Here is a 19,969-nt window from a genome sequence, read left to right on the forward strand (position 1 = left end):
CCTGTTTCCGGTTAACACCGGAAACAGGTCTTATGCTGTTCAGTTTTCCTAGGGAACCTTGGCTACAATCTCGCTATTCCAGATTCCGCCAGGCATAGCGATACGTCCGTAGTTTTGATCCCCAAATCCCACGTTACCGATCAGTGGATTACCCGGGCCATTGCCAAAGTTGACGCTTTCGCCAATCAACAACTGATTTTCAATCGTAATGGTAGGCGCCCCATCCAGATTCTGGTCACCCGACTTCATGACCACGTTACCGTCTTTCCATCCCAAACTTCCCTCTACATTGTAGAGGTTGAAGGAGGCTTGCGGGCTGGAGGATTCCGCCAGACTCAAATAGGAACTGCCATCCAGGTGGAAGAAGCCGGCGAAGCCGATGGTAGACAAGGTTTCGGATGTGGTTCCACCGGAACCATCGGGTACCGTGTACGCCTTGGTACTGGGATAGAGAACGAACCGGTACTGACTGGCGGCCAGATTGAATTGCCAAAGTGCGACATTCGCGGTGTTATTCCCCAGATCATTGAGATCCCCCGCGCCAAAAAGCCCCCGCAGATAGTAGCGGGCAAACGTATCACTGCTTAGCATGATACCGCTGGGCATATCGGGAAATGCCATGTCGGTATCGCCGATGCGGATAAACATATCCCGGGTTTGCCACAGCACATCATTGTTCAGGATACCGACACCCACACCAGTGTTGGTATTCGCAAACATCAAATGGGAATTGGTCGCCCAATTGTCTCCCGCCGTTGCTCTTACCGTGGGATCCGAACTGTTTGCCTTATCCCAATACCCCGGAGACTGTGCCAACAAGTTAATGTCCAGCTTTAACCCTTCAGTCCCCGTAAAGCCGTTACCACTGTAAGCACCACGGGGATAAATCACTACATCCGCATCCAGTTTCCCCATGGTCAGAATCAGGCCGAAGTCATAATCCTGATCCCATCCGCTCACCGGATTTTGTACGTTCATTTTACTGCTATAAGCATGCAGGTGGCCGTTACGGACAAGAAACGCGAAAGCAGAATCATTGGCTGCCACGCGAGTATCCAGGAACTCGCCACCATTGGCCTCACACAGCGATTGGTTGGGCTGACCACTGGTCAAGGTACTGCCGAAGCATAGCCCTGATGGCCCGGTATTGTTCTGCAGGATATCCAGAATGACATCCATGGACAGCATCGGTCCTGCTGTTCCGCCAAGCTTGGTCCAGTCCGAAAGTGTCAGGCGAGTTCTGTCACCGTCAGCATGACCAATTGCCAGGCCAAAATCAGAATCAAAATCCCATTGCGAACGGAACAATAATCCTTCGGATCGGTTTGCTGTGTAATCCCAGCTATTGCCCACAAGGTTATAGCTCCCCCCCCCCGGAAGAATCTCCATTTGCGCATTGGATAGACCCCCTTTCCAACCCAGATGAACCAGAGGTGATCGGCCTGCCCGATCAAAATCCACAGGGTTTTGCTTGTACATTAAATCGAAACTCAGATCGGTATAGGTATGATCAGCCTGGATCAGCAAGCCATCAGCCGTAATCCCAATCGTTCCATTCCCTGCCGCGTGCCCCCCTGCCGCGCCATTGGTAAAGCGATTTTCAAACACCAGATTACCGAAGCTTAATTCCGCCACACCCGGACCGCCCTGCCGCAGAATCAGATCTCCCGTCATGTTGAAGTCTAACTGGGCAAAGTCACCATCCGCATTGAACAACCCGCGGTTGGACAGACTGATCCCTCCCTGGGAATACAAGCCAAGCTGTCCCAGAGACTGGTTGGCGAATGCCGTGTTTGTAGGAGTTTCGAGAGTGAAGCCGCCGATACGGTAAAAACCTGGCTGCCAGGTATAGTTCATGGCGACCATGGGATTACTACCATCACTTCCCACATCAAAAGTGAAGGTCGATTGCATGGGTCCGCCATCACCCTCCCAGGAAAGATCGCGAAAATGCGTCAGTGCCTCCTGATTAGCAATTCCCTGATCTGTCTCCCAGGTAATCCGATCAATATGGATACCATCCGGACTTTGCAAATTGACCGTCAAACCATCTCGACCATTTACCGAAGACAGCGAAGTATCATCCAGCGGGGTTAATGCCAGTGATGATGCTGGCACCAGCCATAACAACGAAAGCGTTCTAGAAACCATAAATCAACGCCCTCCCGTCAAAACGTACCTGCATGTTTGCATTCGGACCCGCACTGTCACTGATGCGGAATGCATTTGCTACCCCCTGATTCTGTTCCTGCATAAAACCGAAGTCTGCAATGTCATCAGGCGTATGGGGATTACTTGCATCACTGTATGTCGCCCCCGGGTCATTCACCTCTACCGCCATTCTTCCCACATTCAGGAAGGTGAGCATGTCTCCATATTCACCCGTTCCCTTTGCCGAGGTGTAAGTCATTTCAATAGCCGCCAGTCCCCGCGGATCACATCCTGCAATCATGCAGGTGCCATCCTCACGTTTGAATCGATCCGGATCATAGTAGGAGCTATGCGCAGTGGAACTGGAAGGCAGCTTCACCCCTTCCAAGCGGATATCCACCAGGTTGAGATATCCATAAAATTCTTTCATCACCAGCCAGTTTCTTTCCTTGTCAACAAACTCCATCCCTAACCGGCAAGGGTTATATGTGCCAGGCGCAGTATTGCAATGGCTTAATGCCACATGGTTATCGTCCTGAACTTCCACATTGTTGTGCATCTTTAAGGAAAGCTGGATTGCATTCTTGCCTGTGACCGCTTCCAACTCTTCGTCTTGCATTGGACGTAATGTCTCAGCGGCAACCTGTATCGGAGCGAATATCCATATGAACAAATAAAACGGAAGGAATTTTATTTTCATTATCTTGCCTCCCCTATCAGCAGAACGTGCTGGATCCATAACAGTTCTGTGCCCTTTGCATCTGAAACTCCGGGTGCTCAATCAGAAAACCCGGCGCCGCCAGAAGGGGCAATACATCGATAACGGTCTGATTACCCAAATCAAAATCATCATTGAATACATCTACCAACTTTGCACTTGGTGCATTCAGCCACCACCCTGTATTGGCAGGAACGGCATAAGCACTATGACAACGAGACGTATCCATATTCGTTGTTGCACATGCGTCCAGCGCCACCCCCATCTGACCATTCTGGGTAAATTCTTCCGTCGGCGTAATTTTGCTGTACCTCGGGTAAGCCACAGCCTCTCTCTGGAACGAGAGGAAGAAATCACTGGTATCCACAAAAGCCAGACCATGCACACTTCGGGCATCAGTATTCAGCTGTGCATACACATCATTTAATCCCAACGCCTGTAACGCAGCCACCACCCCGCTGCCATTCAGCGTAAGTTCTGCGGCGCGCAACCCCAACGTTTGCATCCTGGTACCGGCAAGATCAACAAACACAGAATCACTCTGGTTGGTACCGCACAAATCCACGTTAGTGGCGGTCCGCCCTGTACAGCCCCATGCATCAAGCCCAATAGCACCAAGGCATGCACCAAAGACTATCCCCAATGCACAAATATTTGCCTTCACCCTCATAGTCAGTGACAAGTCTGTACCCAGGAATCCACTCACGGTATTGAGCCCGGAGTGGCATCCGACAACTCCGGATCCTGTAGCCGCTGAAGGATTGCACGAACTGGCGAATCCATTGTTCTCTTCGTTGGTGACACCCTGATAGTAACGACGACCAGTAGCCATAAATCCATTGACCGTGGCGGCACCAATTTTGATACCCACCACCTCTCTCATGGTCCGGGTATCATCATTTTTAATGGCAAATTCCATGTACGGACGGTCCAGTATCACCGGGCTCTGGGAATCTCCCGCCTCATATCCATCGCGCCCCATCATCGTCACGTAATCAATATCAATATCACAGCCAGCATGACCCGAAAGGTGGTCATTGATGCCGCCGCAACCTAGCTGAAGTTTGGACATATTGAGATTGAGCTGCATCTCACCGTCCATTCCGATACGGTAAAAATTAAATGGGGTTGAGTATTCATTTGCCCCAGTTAATTCATCCCCTCGGACCATGTCCGCAACGAAAAGGCCTTGCCCTGATACATCACGCAGTGAGTCGTCATCCATCTCAGTCATAGTGTGACGGAATGCATCCACATTCGTACAAGAGATCATCAGCTTCCGGGATATTGTTATTTTCATAATGGAATCCCTACGGAGCTCCGGCACCGTAGCTGGTAAATTTCATATAATTAATCTGCATCCCTTCAATGCGTGCATCACCAAGATTCACAACATCTGTACGAATGACAGGGAGGCCTGCGGCCGGAGCCTGACTGGATACGTCAAACAGCTCTGAAGGATCTTGTCTTGAAGCATGGGTATAGCGACTGCCAGCATTAATGCTGTAGCTTCCGCCATACCCGCAGCGATAGGCATTGCTTCCCGTTCCTGCACTACAAGAATCAGACTGCGCATAGTAGCGGCCATTATCTGTTCTACTTGAGGCAGATATTCCGCGTGGCGTGTATGAACCACAGCTGCTTCCACCCGGGCAGGTGTACTGGTTATTTCCAGGCCGAACATCAACCGCTGTGATCATGTAGGCAAATGCATCAAAGTCATTACACCCTGTACATTTCCTGAAAAAGACACCATCACTAGTCGAATTAAATATATTTCGATCGGGGTGCGAGGCATTCCCTGTGTGAACAGACGGGCAACCAATTCCACGGCATGGATACCAGTCTCCCCATCGTGAATAACCGTGAGTCACGTTGTAGCTTTCAGGTAGTTCTATGTCTGCTAACGGGATGCCATAAGTACTGCTGACATAGTTTTTATAAGCACCAATATTCGCGCCTGGGGTACTTTCCAGAAGTGCCAATCGTGCGGTAATAAACCCTGCCAAGGTGTGACCATTCGGATCATTTGAGTCTGCAGTTGTCTCCGGAACAGCAAATGAATAGAAATGCTCCATGGCCGCATTAAGGGGGTTACTTGTTGGAATAGAGGGGTCTCTAAGATAGGGAATTTCAAGAATAAAATTACCGTCTTGTTGCGGTACGGCATCCAGGGTCAACGCCTGGTAAAAGAGCTGTCCCAGAGGAATAAAGGCATCCACATTCTTGAAATGTAGACCTTCCTGTTCATCAAAGATGACAGGAACCCCGATGACATCACTGCCGTTATTGCCTGCGCCACCGTTATGTTGGGCAGCCGAAAAGCGGAAATCCCCGCGCAAATGGCTGTGGTACATAATCGCGAATGTTTCATTCCCTGGCTGGGTGTGTTGAAACATCCTGAATATTGAGCCCGCGGCATTACCCTGAATCAGGGTCTGAGTTTTGAGAAAATCGCCAGAACCGGTCCCCAGATTTTCATTCGCTCCAGTGCGTCCTGCTTCAATTTCTCCCCAAAAGGCAAAGTTATAGTAGGGCTGCTGTGTCGGCGCGACGTATTCGTATACCGTCTTGTCCGGATTATCCGGATCACTGTTCAGAACAGTTCCGTCGTAGCTGTATCCCGTGGGGGAAAAAGCCCGCAGTACATAGGGATTATCATAGGGGGAGAAATCGGGAATCACCCCTCCGAGAGGACACGCCAAGCCCGTTCCGGTGCAGGCGCTGCCAAAGGAGCCGGTGGACGCGTCCCAATGAAAACCTTCATTACCAGAGGAGCCATCTGGAACTGCAGTGATGCTGAGCCCATACCAGCGCATGTCAGCACGTTGAAAGGTGGTATCCCCAACGGGATCCGTTCCCATTTGTTCGAAGTAACTGGTTGGCTTGGTCAGCCAGCGAAAATCTTCAAAGCCCAAGGCAATGCCGGCTCCGCTGACATCGGACATGGCAGCGTCATCCATGCGCTCCATCGCTGCCAGGCTGCACAATGGCAACAGGGCCAGCAGGCCGAGCAATCCTGCCCGTGCCGAATAGCACACTTCACGCATGCACTGACGCATCGTCTGCATGACGCACTCTCCCATATACATATACGTTATTCTTATTTCCTATCTGTTAACAAATGTTCACAGATAGTTTCTATAGCTTTACACACGGTGGCGCGATCGTACTGGCCAAACAATGATCAGCAAGCGTTATTTTGTATACGCAGTTTTATTTCCTTGTTTTGTAAGAAGATTTTCCGTTTGTCGCCGGATGGGCGGAATGGTCAGAAATGCGATGTATTTGGCCAATCGGGTAGACGGGTTGTTTAGGAAACGCTTTGTTTATCAACCGTTTACGGGGGATGGGTTCCTGCTGCCGCTGCATGTGCATACTGGGCAATCGCGCCGCCAGCGACGCTGCTACGGCTGTGAGTTTCGAGGTGGCTTATTTGCCGATGCAGAAGGAGGAGAAGATGCGGCCGAGCAGGTCATCGGCGGTGAAGGCCCCGGTGATCTCTTCCAACGCTTTTTGGGCGGCGCGCAGGTCTTCGGCGAGGAGTTCGCCTGCGGCATGGCTATGCAGTTGCGCCCGGCCGTTTTCCAGGGCCTGCAGGGCCTGCTCCAGCGCAGTGATATGGCGGCGGCGGGCCGAGAATCGGCTTTGTCCCTCCCCTTGGTAGCCTGCCACCTGTTTAAGGTGGTCACGGAAGGCGGGGAGCCCCTCTCCCGTGGAAGCGGACAGTACGAAGCAACCATCCGAACGCGGCCCGCAGGGCAAGCCGGACAAGTCCGCCTTGTTGAGGATCACGGTGATGGGAAGCGCCAGATCCTCCAGCTGTTGCTGACTCTGCGGCAGCAGGCTGTGGATATCCTGTGAATCTATTGGCTGTTCCCGGGAATCCACCATGACCAGCAACCGGTCGGCTTTTTTGATTTCAGCAAAGGCCCGGCGAATACCTTCCTGCTCGACCACATCGGCACTGTCACGCAGGCCGGCGGTATCAATCAGGTTCAGCGGCATGCCATCAATCTGAATGGATTCACGCAGCACATCTCGGGTAGTGCCCGCAATGTCAGTGACGATCGCCGCATCGAACCCGGCCAGGGCGTTCATCAGGGACGACTTGCCCGCATTGGGCTTGCCCGCAATGACCAGGGTCATCCCTTCTCGGACCAACCGGCCTTGCCGGGCCTCATCCAGCACCCGCAGGCATTGCTGGTGCACCGCATGCAGGTCACCGGCCACCTTGCCGTCTGACAGGAAGTCGATTTCCTCTTCCGGGAAGTCGATGGCGGCTTCCACATAGATACGCAGGCCGATCAGGTCTTCTACCAGTTGATTCACTTCGCTGGAAAAAGCGCCCTGGAGGGAATTGAGCGCGGCTCTGGCAGAGGCTTCTGTTCCGGCATCAATCAGGTCGGCGATGGCTTCCGCCTGGGTCAGGTCCATCTTGTCATTCAGGAAGGCCCGTTGTGAGAACTCCCCCGCGCGGGCCTGCCGTGCACCGGCATCAATACACGCCTTCACCAGCAAATCGAGAATGACGGGGCCGCCATGCCCCTGCAATTCCACCACGTCTTCACCGGTAAAGGAGTGTGGCGCGGGGAAATAGATGGCCAGGCCTTCGTCGATGACCTGTCCTGCGGCATCCCGAAAGCGGGCAAAGTGCGCCAGGCGCGGGGTCAGTTCGCGATCGCCGCAGATTGATTTTGAGATGCCAGGGGCTGCAGGCCCGGACAGACGCACCACACCCACCCCACCCCGGCCGGGGGCGGTAGCAATGGCAACGATGGTGTCAGCGGAATTGGGCATGGAAAAAAGCGACAAGCGGCAAGCTACAAGCCGCAAGGAAAACCTAAAAAGGGCGAAATGTCACGAGTTTAAAAGGCTCGCGGCGCGATATTGGGCGTTGGGGATCGCGCCGCGAGCGGCGCTCCTGCGGGGAGGTTGAGCCATGCCTTTGAGGCTCAAATCCCGGCAACGACGTTAGTCGTTGCCTTTTTCGATGTTTTTGGTGATGACCCACTGCTGGGCAATGGACAGGATATTGTTGGTCAGCCAGTACAGCACCAGACCAGCCGGGAACCACAACATGAAGACGGAGAACACGATCGGCATCCACTTCATCACCTGGGCCTGCATGGGATCCGCCGGGGTCGGGTTAAGGCGGGTCTGCAGGAACATGGAGGCGCCCATCAGGATCGGCAGCACGAAATAGGGATCCATCACCGACAGGTCATTGATCCACAGGAAGAACGGCGCCTGGCGCAGCTCCACCGATTCCAGTAGCACATAGTACAGGGCGATGAACACCGGCATCTGCACCAGCATCGGCAGACAGCCACCCAGCGGGTTGATCTTTTCCCGCTGGAACAACTTCATGGTTTCCATCTGCGCTTTCTGACGATCGTTCTTGTTCTGCTCCTTGATGCGCTGCATCTCGGGAGCCACCTTGCGCATCTTTGCCATGGAACGATAGCTGGTCGCGCTAAGCTTGAAGAAGATTGCCTTGATGATGAAGGTCAACAGAATGATCGCCACGCCCCAGTTGCTGACGCCGCCACCGATATCGATATCCATGCCGAAAATGGACACTTCGCCGCTCTGCAGGAACACCAGCAGGGCAAAGATCGGCTGGGAAATAAACCACAGCCAGCCATAGTCCACGGTCATGTTCAGGCCCGGGCTGATGGCTTCCAGGTGATCCTGGGTTTTCGGCCCGGCATAAAACTCGGCATACAGGACTTTTTCTTCGCCCGGCGCCACTTTCACGGTGGGAGACACAAAACGCAGCAGGTACTGATCACGCTGATTCAGGTAGACGCTGGAATAGTGGTTACGCTGCTGCGGGTCGGGAATCCAGGCTGAGACAAAGTAATGCTGCACCATGGCCAGCCAGCCGCCCTCTACCGTGAGGTTCAGAGGGCTTTCCTGCATGTCATCGAAGTCCAGCTTGTTGTAGGGCTTTTCGGTATCCCAGTAGGCGGCCCCAAGATACGTCGGCATGGGCGCCCAGCCCTGCTTGGCCAGACCCGGATCGTCATTGCCATCGCGTTTGATCTGCCCGTACAGGGCCCCGGACCATTCACTATTGCCCTGGTTGCGGACGATATGGCTGACACGGACCAGATAGCTGCCTTTTTCAAAGGTATAGCGCTTGATGATTTGCGCACCATTGTCCTGGCTCAGGGTCAGGTCAACATTCAGCTCATTGTCACTTTCATTCAGGGTGTAGCGTTCCGACGCTGCTGACCACAGTGGTCGGCCCGCGCTGGAATCGGTGCCGTTAGTCCCCACCAGGCCGCTCTGGGCAACATAGGTACGGGTAGCATCCTGCTCCATCAGCACAAATGGCTGATCTGGTGTCTCGACATGAATGGGGTAGTCAGGAAGCGCCAGCCGTACGATATCCCCACCTTGCAGGTCGATTTCGACTCGCAATACGTCGGTGTTGACTTCAATGTGCCGTGACGAGGCGGAGGTCTGCGTGTTTTCCACCGCAGGCAGGCCCAGTGCGTCAGCCGCTGCGGTTTCGGCTTGCGCAGAGGGCACCCCATTATCCTGGCCCAGATCAGACTGGGGAGCCGGAAGATCGGGGGACGCGTTGCCGGCGTCAGCCACTTGCTCGGTAGCAGCGGGTTGGGTGGGGTTGGCATAGTCTTTCTGCCAAGCCTGAATCATCAGGTAGGAGACGATGGCAATGCCAGTAATCACTAAGGCGCGCGGGATTTCCATAAGAGGCTTATCTTTGGCGTGAAAAACGGGCCGCAGTTTCTCAAGCCTGCCGGCACTTGGCAAGCAGCTTGTCGAAAAGCTGGCCTAGCTGTTGGCTGACGAGGGCAGGATCGGGGTGATCCACACGACCGCGGACCAGCAAGATAATATCCAGACCCTGAAGGCTCTGTTGGCGAAGCCGGAACTGTTCACGGGCTCGGCGCTTGATACAGGCCCGGTCAACTGCCCGTTTGGCGCGCTTGCGTCCAATCACCAGACCCAGTCGAGGCAGGGGTTCCTCTGAGGCTTTTGCCATCAACAAAAACGAAGCATTGCCCACCTTCCAGGAAGCGTGGTCAAAAACAGCCTGATAGTGGGAACCGGTGAGAAGTCGGTGTTGCCGGGTAAAGGCCTGGGACAAAGGCACAGTTACCTCAGCCGGAGGGCAGGAGAAAACGGTTGGCTTAGGCAGCCAACCGCTTGCGACCCTTGGCACGGCGAGCAGCCAGTACCTTGCGACCATTCTTGGTGGCCATACGGGCACGGAAACCGTGGGCGCGCTTGCGCTTCAGTACGCTGGGCTGAAATGTACGTTTCATGGCGTCTTACCTGTGGAAATAGACTGCTATTTAGAAGGGCGGCAAGTCTAGGGAATCCTGCCCGCAGTGTCAACGATATTGGGTGACGGGATTGTCGCCGGAAGGGGCGGATCTTTGGGTTGTTCCTGCTCACTGGAGCCTGAGAGCAAACATGGCTTTTCTTTGTGGGTGAAATGTCTCCTGTGCTGAAACGGTTTTTAGCCCAGGCGTGGAATTGCACGTTCACGGAGCGCAGCGAAGGAATGCCCGCAGGGTGAGCGAAGCGAATAACCGACGCTCCAACCGCTGACTGTGGAGGCCCCCCAACACTTCATCCGATCCATTACCGCTCTGATTCACGCCCTTTACGGATTGAGGGTTGAACCTTGAGCATGTTCGACCCCTTTTGAAACGGTCACTGTTAATAGAATTTATATATTTAAGTATTTATTAGTTGTATTGGTAGTTATAGGGCTCGCCGGATTCTGTGGGTAAGTCTTGAAAACACAATAAATTCAATATCTTGGTGTAATGATAACTTGCGTACTACCCTGTGTTGTCTGCGGGGATGATGCGGGGAAGACCTGTCATTAACTGTGTGTATAAGTCATCCCTGTGGTTATCCACGGGGTTGTCCCTGTGGGAATTCACATGGTTATAGTCGTAGTTATCCACAGAGTGAATGATTGCAAAAAATGCCTCTTGCCCTGTGGATAGGTGCGCCTGCCTGAGGGTAGAATGGCTGGCTCGATTCGGGTTCACCTTGAGCCCTCTTTCTCTGTATAACGACAAGCGAGCAAGGCGGTTTTGTGTCTGAAGAGCTCTGGCAACGCTGTCTGACGCGGCTCGAAGATGAGTTGCCGTCACAGCAATACAACATGTGGATCCGCCCGCTACAGGTTGCGGCGTCCGCAGATGGTGCCGAGCTGACCCTGTTTGCGCCCAACCGCTTTGTGGTGGACTGGGTGCGCGACAAGTACCTGGACCGGATTGGCGAGGTACTGGGTGAGATGCAGTCAGGGCCGTTGCCGCAATTGCGTCTGGAGGTCGGTTCCAGCCGCCCTGCTCCTGCGCCTGTGGCGCCCGCGGCAGAGCCTGCCACGGCTCGCCCTGCCTCCCAGCCCTTCAATGGCATTCAGGCGCATCAAGAGGCTCCTGAGTCTCGTCCCCCCGTGGCGGAAGTCGGTGGTGCCCGCAAGCACCGTAGCAATCTCAATACCGGCTTTACGTTTTCCACCTTTGTCGAGGGCAAGTCGAATCGCATGGCGGCGGCGGCGGCCCAGCAGGTAGCGGAGAACCCGGCCAGCCATGGCTATAACCCGCTGTTGTTGTATGGCGGTGTGGGGCTCGGCAAGACTCACCTGATGCATGCGGTGGGCAACGAGCTGATGCGCCGTAACCCCAATGCCAAGGTGGTGTACCTGCACAGTGAGCGCTTTGTGGCGGATATGATCTCGGCGCTGCGTAACAAGACCATCAATGAGTTCAAGCGCTTCTACCGTAGTGTGGATGCCCTGTTGATTGATGATATTCAGTTTTTTGCAGGAAAGGAGCAGTCCCAGGAAGAGTTCTTCCATACCTTCAATGCTCTGCTGGAAAACGGGCAGCAGATCATCCTTACCTGCGACAAATTCCCGAAGGAAGTGGACGGCCTGGAAGAGCGTCTCAAGAGTCGCTTTGGCTGGGGGTTGTCTCAGCCCATGGAGCCGCCGGAGCTGGAAACCCGTGTCGCGATTCTCAAGAAGAAGGCGGAAGAGGCCAAGGTCGACCTGCCCAATGATGCCGCCTTCTTTATTGCGCAACGAATCCGGTCTAATGTACGGGAACTGGAAGGGGCGCTGCGGCGGGTGATCGCCCATGTGCGATTTACGGGTGCGCAGATCGATATCGGGCTGATCAAGGAAGCGTTGAAGGACCTGATTGCCCTTCAGGCGCGGCAGATCAGTATCGACAATATTCAACGGGTTGTGGCCGAGTACTACAAGATCAAGATCAACGATCTGCTTTCGCCCCGGCGAACCCGCTCGGTGGCGCGTCCACGTCAGGTGGCCATGGCGCTCTCCAAGGAGTTGACCAGCCACAGCCTGCCGGAAATCGGTGAGAACTTTGGTGGCCGGGATCACACCACCGTACTGCACGCCTGCCGTAAGGTGCTGGAGTTACGGGAATCCAACCCGGAAATTGAAGAAGATTATCAGAACCTGCTGCGGACGCTGACGTCCTGAGCAGGGACCACATCCAGGAAGGTAACCAGAACGGGATAGCGCGATGAAATTCTCAATCAATAGAGAACAGCTCCTCAAGCCCTTGCAGCAGGTGGCTGCGGTGGTGGAAAAACGTCAGACCCTGCCGGTGCTCTCCAATGTGTTGCTGGAAGTGGGCGATGGGCAGCTTTCCATGACGGGCACGGACCTGGAACTGGAGCTGGTCGCTCGCCTGCCGCTGGAAGGGGAAATGCAGCCGGGTGAAACCACGGTGCCGGCACGCAAGCTGGTGGATATTGCCAAGAGCTTGCCTGCCGAAGCGGATATCCGGTTTGAGGTCGATGGCGAGCGCATGCTGGTGCGTTCCGGGCGTAGCCGGTTCACCCTGTCCACCCTGCCCGCCTCCGAGTTCCCCAACCAGGAAGAAGATGCTGCGGGTTCTACGCTGGATATCCAGCCCAATGTACTGCGCAGCCTGATTGACCGCACCGCGTTCTCCATGGCCCAGCAGGACGTTCGCTACTACCTCAATGGCATGTTGTTCGAGCTCAAGCCGGGCCGTCTGCGTGCGGTTGCCACCGATGGCCATCGCCTGGCATTGTGCGATGCCGAGCTGGAGGCACCGGTAGAAGAGGCTTCTGTCATTCTGCCGCGCAAAGGGGTTATGGAGCTGTCTCGTATCCTTGGGGATGCCGGTGAAGTCGCGCGGCTGACGATCGGTCGCAACCATGTGCGGATCGTGGTGGGCGCGATTACCTTCACCTCCAAGCTGGTCGATGGCAAGTTCCCGGAATACGATCGTGTGATTCCCAAGGAAGGCACCCGGCACGTGATTGCCGATCGTGAAACCCTGCGCCAGGCGCTGGCCCGGGTGGCGATTCTTTCCAATGAAAAGTACCGCGGCGTGCGTGTCCAGCTGGCCGAAGGCAGCCTGCGTATTGTGGCCAACAACCCCGAGCAGGAAGAAGCGGAAGAGGAAGTGTCTGTGGACTTCAATGGCCAGCCGCTGGAAATCGGCTTTAACGTGAGTTATCTGCTGGATGTGTTGAACACCATGTCTGGCACCCAGGCGGAACTGGAGATGGGTGACAGCAACAGCAGTGCCCTGGTCTTCGATCCGGAGAGTAAGGCGGCACTGTATGTGGTGATGCCCATGCGGCTGTGATGTGACCTGACTGTTCTGGATAGAAAAAGCCCGGCATTTGCCGGGCTTTTTTGTGGTTTATCGTTGATGAGCGCGTCAGCCTCTTCCTTCTCGCGGTTCATTCAAGGAGCCTCTGAATAACGCCTTGCATGCTCAGCGTGTCCTGAAGCGTGCAGCTGTCTTGTCTCGACGGTAAGGGTGTGGAGGCAAGGCGCAGCAGATGGGCGCTCCAGGCCGCGCCTGTATGCTCGTCAGGGAGCGTAGGGGCTTCCAGGCTGGCCCGCCCTCGTTGTTGCGCTTCTTTCGAAGGTGAAGAGCCGATGGATGGATATACACCTTCAAACGCGCGCCCCTCTTTACTTTTTAGTCCATAGAGGGGGTGAGCCAGCCTGAAAGACTGGGTACGCAAGGCGTTGTTCAGAGGCTCCTTAAGCTTGGGCTAGGGGTTTCTTCGCCCTGTGGATAGGTCTGTGGGTAGCCTGTGTCTTGCTGTGGAGAAAGGTGGCTTGGGGGCGCAGGCAGTCCGGGGCTGCCTGCGCTACAATCAATGTCCAATTCGTTTGCCGGTGCGGTTGTTTTGCGCTGGTGCCAGTGCTGTCTTTGGGGTCAGGATCCGGATTTATGTTGAATCGTCTCCAGCTGGGAGATTTTCGTAACTACCGTCAGGCGGATGTCAGCCTGTCTCCTTCCCTGAATGTAATCCTGGGTGATAACGGCAGTGGCAAGACCAGCCTGCTAGAGGCGATCTATTTTATTGGTAGTGGCGGGCGTTCGTTTCGGGGGGGGCGCCTGTCTCGTCTTGTGCGTGACGGGGCGGAAGCTGCGACGCTCTACGCGGAAGTGCATGATGGTGAAAGTGTTCGCCGTCTTGGGGTTCGCCGGACGCCGGGCGGCATTGATGCGATCAAGCTGGATGGTGCTACCCCGAAGGCCCTCAGTGAGGTGGCCACATTGCTTCCGGTACTGGCGCTTCACCCCGGCTCCGTGGACCTGGTGTTTGGGGCTTCGGCTCTGCGTCGCCGCTTTATGGACTGGGGAATGTTCCACGTGGAACATGAGTTTATGCCCCTCTGGCGCACCGCCAATGCTGCGTTGAAGCAACGCAATGCGCTTTTACGCAGTGGCAGCATAAACCCGCGGGAATTGGGCTTTTGGGATCAGCAACTGGCGCAGACTTCTGATAGAATCGAAGGGTTACGCCGCAGCTATTTGAAAGAACTGCAGGCTGGACTTGATGACGCCCTGGCTGTGCTATCGCCGGACATGAAGATCCGTTTACGGCTGCAGACCGGGCGCCAAAAAGGCGAAGACACTCTTGCTGCGCTGCAGCGCTTGCGGCAAGACGATATCCGCAGGGGGTTCAGCCAGGCGGGGTTTCACCGGTCGGATATTCGCATTGATATCGGTGAGGTAGTGGCCCGGGACCGGTTGTCCCGTGGTCAGGCCAAGCTGGTGGCGTATGGCATGGTGTTGGCCCAGTTACCGCTGATACAGCGAGTGGGCAAGGTGTGTACCCTGCTGGTGGATGATCTGGCCGCAGAGCTGGACGAAGAGCACCGTCACCGTCTGCTTCAATACCTGGCGATGACGGGCCACCAGACATTGATAACCGCGCTGGATGCGCCCCAATGGGCGGCCATCGTGAATGACAACAACGCTTTACAGGCGATCGAGAGCAAAATGTTCCACGTGGAACATGGCAAGCTTCGATCCCTTACCGGGAGTGAATAAGGAAAGAGCATGGCGGAGAAAAATTACGATTCATCCAGCATCAAGGTGCTGAAAGGGTTGGATGCCGTTCGCAAGCGCCCCGGCATGTACATTGGTGACACGGATGATGGCACCGGTCTGCATCATATGGTCTTTGAGGTGGTGGATAACTCCATCGATGAAGCTCTTGCTGGCTTCTGTTCCGAGATCAAGGTTGTCATTCACCCGGACGAATCCGTCTCCATTCAGGATAATGGTCGCGGAATTCCGGTGGATATCCATGAGGAAGAAGGGGTTTCAGCGGCAGAGGTAATCCTCACCGTACTGCACGCCGGCGGCAAGTTCGATGACAATACCTACAAGGTATCCGGCGGGCTGCACGGTGTAGGGGTGTCCGTAGTGAATGCCCTCTCCGAAGAGCTGAAGCTGACGATTCGGCGTAATGGCCAGGTCCACGAGCAGATCTACCGTCATGGTGTGCCGGACAAACCCCTGGATGTCGTAGGTAACACGGACTCCAGCGGGACCAGCATCCACTTCCGCCCTTCTGCTGAGACCTTCAGCAACATCAAGTTCCACTACGACATTCTGGCCAAGCGCCTGCGTGAACTGAGCTTCCTGAACTCCGGTGTGCGTATTCATCTAAAAGATGAGCGTAGCGGTGAAGAGGAAGTGTTCGAATATGAAGGGGGCCTGAGCGCCTTTGTCAGCTTCCTGAACGAGAACAAGACGCCACTGAATCAGGTGTTTCACTTCCAGTATGACCGTGAGGAAGACGGTATTGCCGTGGAAGTGGCCATGCAGTGGAATGATTCCTACCAGGAAAACATCTTTTGTTTCACCAACAATATCCCCCAGCGGGATGGCGGTACCCACCTGGCGGGGTTCCGGGGGGCGTTGACCCGTACCCTGAACAACTACATGGACAAGGAAGGTCTGCTCAAGAAAGAAAAGGCCAACCCGTCCGGTGATGACGCGCGGGAGGGCCTGACAGCGGTGATTTCCGTGAAGGTGCCGGATCCCAAGTTCTCCAGCCAGACCAAGGACAAGCTGGTGTCCTCCGAGGTCAAGGGGGCGGTAGAGCAGACCATGGGAGAGCTTTTCCAGGACTATCTGCTGGAAAACCCGGGTGAAGCAAAGGCCATTACCCAGAAGATCATTGATGCCGCGCGTGCACGGGATGCGGCCCGTAAGGCGCGCGAAATGACCCGTCGTAAAGGGGCGCTGGATATTGCCGGCTTGCCAGGCAAGTTGGCGGATTGCCAGCAAAAGGACCCTGCCCTCTCTGAACTGTACATTGTGGAGGGTGACTCTGCGGGGGGCTCGGCCAAACAGGGCCGCGATCGCAAGAATCAGGCGATCCTGCCGCTGAAGGGCAAGATCCTCAATGTGGAAAAGGCGCGTTTCGACAAGATGCTCTCTTCCCAGGAAGTGGGCACCCTGATCACGGCCCTGGGCTGCGGTATCGGCCGTGATGAATACAACGTGGAAAAGCTGCGTTACCACCGCATCATCATCATGACCGATGCGGACGTGGACGGCTCCCACATTCGTACCTTGCTGCTGACCTTCTTCTTCCGTCAAATGCCAGAGCTGATTGAACGTGGCTATGTGTATATTGCCCAGCCGCCGCTGTACAAGGTGAAGAAAGGCAAGCAGGAAACCTATATCAAGGATGATCCGGCCATGGAGGAGTACCTCACGACCCTGGCATTGGAAAAGACCTCCTTGTACCCGGGTAACGATGCGCCGCCGATCAGTGGTGAACCGCTGGCCAACCTGATTGCGGAATACCGCAATGTGATGAAAATTGTGGATCGTCAGTCCCGGGTCTTCCCTGAGGAAGTGCTGGAGCAAATGATTTACATGCCCTCCCTGTCTGAAGACAGCCTGAAAGACCAGGCGGGCATGGAAAGCTGGTGTGAGAGTTTGGGCAAGCGTGTGGATGCCATTACGGATGCTACCCAGACCTTTACCATCAGTGCCCGCAAGGACGAAGAGCGTGGCCTCTTCTTGCCACGTGTGCGAGTACTTGCTCACGGTGTACCCCGCGAATATCAAGTGACTATCGATTTTCTTCAGTCTCCGGACTACCAGAAGATCAAGGCACTGGGCGAGACCCTGGAAGGCCTGCTGGCAGAGGATGCCTATGTGCAGCGTGGCGAAACCCAGCGGCCGATTCGCCACTTTGCGGAAGCGCTGGAGTGGCTGATGATCCAGGCCCGTCGCGGTACGGCTATCCAGCGATATAAAGGGTTGGGTGAAATGAATGCCGAGCAGCTGTGGGAAACGACTATGGATCCCGAGAGCCGCCGTATGCTGCAGGTGACCATCGAAGACGCCATTGCGGCGGACCAGATCTTTACCTGCCTGATGGGCGATGATGTGGATCCCCGTCGTCAGTTCATCGAGTCCAACGCGTTGCAGGTATCGAACCTGGATGTGTAATTAACGCAACAGGCAACACGCTAAATCGAGGCCGCAGACACTGCGGCCTTTGTTTATCAACCGGCGCCAGCGTGGAGCGATCCTGTTGGTCAGGAGCGAGTAACGAGTGTCGAAAACCTTTAAGCCATCAGATCTGCTGATTTTGCCTTTCGAAACTCGCTTCTCGAAACTCGCGACTTTGTGATCGCGCCGCGAGCGACGCGCCTACGGGAAGCTGATGCTGATTGCGTCAATTGATGATGAACCCATAAAAAAAGCGAACCCGATGGGTTCGCTTTTTCTTTACGTGCAAGCGTGTCGGCGTTGCCTTACACCGCAAAATCTTCCAGCTTGGCGCCTTTGGCCAGCGCATCCTGCAACCACAGCGGACGTTTACCGCGGCCAGTCCAGGTGTTGCTGCTGTTGTTGGGGTCGCGGAATTTCACTGCAGCAGGTTTGCGTACCCCTGCTTTTTTCTTGCCAGCCGTTTTCTTGCGAGGGGTCTTTTTCTTATCGTTGGGCTTCAGCAGTTCAGAAGGATCTACGCCCAGTTCCTTGGCCATCTTTTCCAGTACCGCCTGGGCATTTTTCAGCTCAGCCTTACGCTTTTTATCCAGTGCGGCTTCCGCCTGCTTGATCAGTTTTTCCAGTTCGTCGATGGAAAGTTCATCAAGATTGATGGTCATTATAATGCCCTTGTGATTTGTCATTTAACTGCGCGACGACTCTAAGTATTTTAAGCAGGGTTGGCAATAACGGTTTGGTTAAAATAGCTGTGGCGCAGGAAACTGCCGTGGTGGGAGTATGCCTGCAAGCTCCCATAGCTAATGATCTGACGACGGCAACCTTTCTCTATCCTGGATAATGCTCCTGAATCCACTGCTGTACTTCTGCAGTGACCTGCTGGGCTTTCTTGCCTTCTGTGCCGATCGGGGGGCTGATGCGAACGGTGATGGTGCCGGGATAGCGAATCCAGGTGCCTTTGGGCCAGCAATCACCGCTGTTGCTACTGATGGCTACCACCGGGACACCGGCCTGGCAGGCCAGCATGGTGCCGCCATGATTGAAGCGACCGATGGTACCCGGGAGTTGGCGGGTCCCCTCCGGGAAAATGACTACCGGTAGTCCCTGTTGCAGCCGTTCCTTGCCTTGCTTGAGCAGGGATTTCAGTGCGGCATTGCCTTTGCTGCGGTCAATGCGAATGGGGTTGAGCAGGGCCAGCCCCCAACCGAAAAACGGGATCCACAACAGCTCCCGTTTGACCACGGTAGTCTGCGGACAGATGAGCGTTTGCAGGAAAAAGGTTTCCCAGCTGCTCTGGTGATTGGAGAGCACCACGCAGGGGCTATCGGGCAGGTTACGGGCCCCTTCCAGCTGCACCTTCACCCCATTGAGGTGGCGGTCGAGCCACATGGTCAGGTGAGTCCACTGGTTGATAAAACGATGGCGGGGGCGCATCGGCAGCCAGAAGCCAACGATGACGCAGAAAAAGCTGTAAATGATTCCGGCAAGGTTATACAGCACGAAAAACAGCGCGCTGCGAACCTTGATCGACAGCGACGGTGTGTCGTGCTGCATACCTAGTCCTTCAAGGTGTGATCAACAAAGTCGGCAAGAGAATCAAAAATAGCCACGTCACCCAAGTTCTCGGGCAGGCCCTTGTCCAGGGTCTTTTGTCCTTTACCGGTGAGTACCAGTACCGGTTGGCAGTGGCGAGCGATTCCCGCTTGCAGGTCCCTAAGGCTATCACCAATCAGTGGCGCTCCGGTGACATCGCCATACTCGGTAACAATCTGGTCGATCAGACCGGGAAGGGGTTTGCGGCAGTCGCAGCCATCGTCCGGGCCGTGGGGACAGTAGAAAATACCGCCCATTTCACCGCCCTGCGCGGCTACCAATTCACGCATCCGCGCATGCATGGCATCCAGGGTGGCCACGTCGTAGTAGCCACGACCAATCCCGGACTGATTGGTGGCTACCACCACGGTATATCCGGCCTGGCTGAGCCGTGCGATGGCCTTGATGCTGCCCGGGATTGGAACCCATTCGTCTACCGTCTTGATGTAGGCATCGGAGTCTTCGTTAATGACCCCGTCGCGGTCGAGGATAATGAGTTTGTTCATGAATAAACCCTGTGCCTTAGTTGTAGGAGCATCGCTCGCGGCGCGAACATCTTGGCCTGGGACGGGTAACGAGTTTCTAAAACCTTGAAACCGAATGGTCTGAGGGTTTTATCTTTCGAAACTCGTTTTCATCACTCACGACGTTGTGATCGCGCCGCCAGCGACGCTCCTACAGCAGTGTTGGGTGTATAAACAAAGGCCGCAGTGACTGC

15 protein-coding genes are annotated in these 19,969 nt (G+C 55.1%); 4 read left to right on the forward strand and 11 right to left on the reverse strand.

Going from position 1 to position 19,969, the window contains the following annotated elements:
* Positions 1-48: 48 nt before the first annotated feature.
* From D4A39_RS08515 to rpmH, 8 genes are all read right to left on the reverse strand, one after another.
* The gene (locus D4A39_RS08515) at positions 49-2,130 is read right to left on the reverse strand and encodes a DUF6160 family protein (protein WP_119917880.1); all 2,082 of its coding nucleotides are present in this window, start codon (positions 2,128-2,130) and stop codon (positions 49-51) included.
* A 10-nt stretch (positions 2,131-2,140) separates the two neighbouring features.
* The gene (locus D4A39_RS08520) at positions 2,141-2,851 is read right to left on the reverse strand and encodes a hypothetical protein (RefSeq protein WP_147393899.1); all 711 of its coding nucleotides are present in this window, start codon (positions 2,849-2,851) and stop codon (positions 2,141-2,143) included.
* A gap of 16 nt (positions 2,852-2,867) precedes the next feature.
* The gene (locus D4A39_RS08525) at positions 2,868-4,169 is read right to left on the reverse strand and encodes a hypothetical protein (protein WP_119917882.1); all 1,302 of its coding nucleotides are present in this window, start codon (positions 4,167-4,169) and stop codon (positions 2,868-2,870) included.
* 10 nt (positions 4,170-4,179) lie between these two features.
* Positions 4,180-5,940: a hypothetical protein gene (locus D4A39_RS08530; protein WP_119917883.1), complete on the reverse strand. Its 1,761-nt coding sequence runs from the start codon at positions 5,938-5,940 to the stop codon at positions 4,180-4,182.
* A 361-nt stretch (positions 5,941-6,301) separates the two neighbouring features.
* Positions 6,302-7,669 carry a tRNA uridine-5-carboxymethylaminomethyl(34) synthesis GTPase MnmE gene (gene mnmE, locus D4A39_RS08535; protein WP_119917884.1) on the reverse strand — a complete coding sequence of 456 codons (1,368 nt, stop codon included), beginning with the start codon at positions 7,667-7,669 and terminating at the stop codon, positions 6,302-6,304.
* Positions 7,670-7,843: 174 nt separating this feature from the next.
* Entirely contained in the window at positions 7,844-9,592 is a 1,749-nt protein-coding gene (gene yidC, locus D4A39_RS08540; RefSeq protein ID WP_022985929.1) for a membrane protein insertase YidC, read from the reverse strand.
* Positions 9,593-9,632: 40 nt separating this feature from the next.
* The gene (gene rnpA, locus D4A39_RS08545) at positions 9,633-9,998 is read right to left on the reverse strand and encodes a ribonuclease P protein component (protein ID WP_022985930.1); all 366 of its coding nucleotides are present in this window, start codon (positions 9,996-9,998) and stop codon (positions 9,633-9,635) included.
* A 37-nt stretch (positions 9,999-10,035) separates the two neighbouring features.
* Positions 10,036-10,170 (reverse strand): 50S ribosomal protein L34, encoded by a 135-nt coding sequence (gene rpmH, locus D4A39_RS08550; RefSeq protein WP_008929683.1) that lies wholly within the window; start codon positions 10,168-10,170, stop codon positions 10,036-10,038.
* A gap of 788 nt (positions 10,171-10,958) precedes the next feature.
* Between rpmH and dnaA the strand changes: the two genes are divergently transcribed.
* The 4 genes from dnaA (at position 10,959) to gyrB (ending at position 17,655) form a co-directional block, all read left to right on the forward strand.
* Positions 10,959-12,374 carry a chromosomal replication initiator protein DnaA gene (dnaA, locus tag D4A39_RS08555; protein ID WP_119917885.1) on the forward strand — a complete coding sequence of 472 codons (1,416 nt, stop codon included), beginning with the start codon at positions 10,959-10,961 and terminating at the stop codon, positions 12,372-12,374.
* Positions 12,375-12,417: 43 nt separating this feature from the next.
* Positions 12,418-13,518: a DNA polymerase III subunit beta gene (dnaN, locus tag D4A39_RS08560; RefSeq protein ID WP_022985932.1), complete on the forward strand. Its 1,101-nt coding sequence runs from the start codon at positions 12,418-12,420 to the stop codon at positions 13,516-13,518.
* 600 nt (positions 13,519-14,118) lie between these two features.
* Positions 14,119-15,228: a DNA replication/repair protein RecF gene (gene recF / locus D4A39_RS08565; protein WP_022985933.1), complete on the forward strand. Its 1,110-nt coding sequence runs from the start codon at positions 14,119-14,121 to the stop codon at positions 15,226-15,228.
* A 9-nt stretch (positions 15,229-15,237) separates the two neighbouring features.
* Positions 15,238-17,655: a DNA topoisomerase (ATP-hydrolyzing) subunit B gene (gyrB, locus tag D4A39_RS08570; protein WP_022985934.1), complete on the forward strand. Its 2,418-nt coding sequence runs from the start codon at positions 15,238-15,240 to the stop codon at positions 17,653-17,655.
* Positions 17,656-17,963: 308 nt separating this feature from the next.
* Here the strand turns inward: gyrB and D4A39_RS08575 are convergent, their stop codons facing one another.
* The 3 genes from D4A39_RS08575 to gmhB all read right to left on the reverse strand — a co-directional run bounded on the left by D4A39_RS08575 (position 17,964) and on the right by gmhB (position 19,757).
* Positions 17,964-18,320, reverse strand: coding sequence for an H-NS histone family protein (locus D4A39_RS08575; protein ID WP_022985935.1), 357 nt, complete (start codon positions 18,318-18,320; stop codon positions 17,964-17,966).
* A 166-nt stretch (positions 18,321-18,486) separates the two neighbouring features.
* Positions 18,487-19,212 carry a lysophospholipid acyltransferase family protein gene (locus D4A39_RS08580; RefSeq protein WP_119917886.1) on the reverse strand — a complete coding sequence of 242 codons (726 nt, stop codon included), beginning with the start codon at positions 19,210-19,212 and terminating at the stop codon, positions 18,487-18,489.
* 2 nt (positions 19,213-19,214) lie between these two features.
* Complete coding sequence (gmhB, locus tag D4A39_RS08585) at positions 19,215-19,757, reverse strand: D-glycero-beta-D-manno-heptose 1,7-bisphosphate 7-phosphatase (protein ID WP_022985937.1); 543 nt, start codon at positions 19,755-19,757, stop codon at positions 19,215-19,217.
* Positions 19,758-19,969 lie beyond the last annotated feature (212 nt).

The organism is Alcanivorax profundi (genome assembly GCF_003597125.1).
In the GTDB taxonomy this organism is placed as follows: Bacteria; Pseudomonadota; Gammaproteobacteria; order Pseudomonadales; family Alcanivoracaceae; genus Alcanivorax; species Alcanivorax profundi.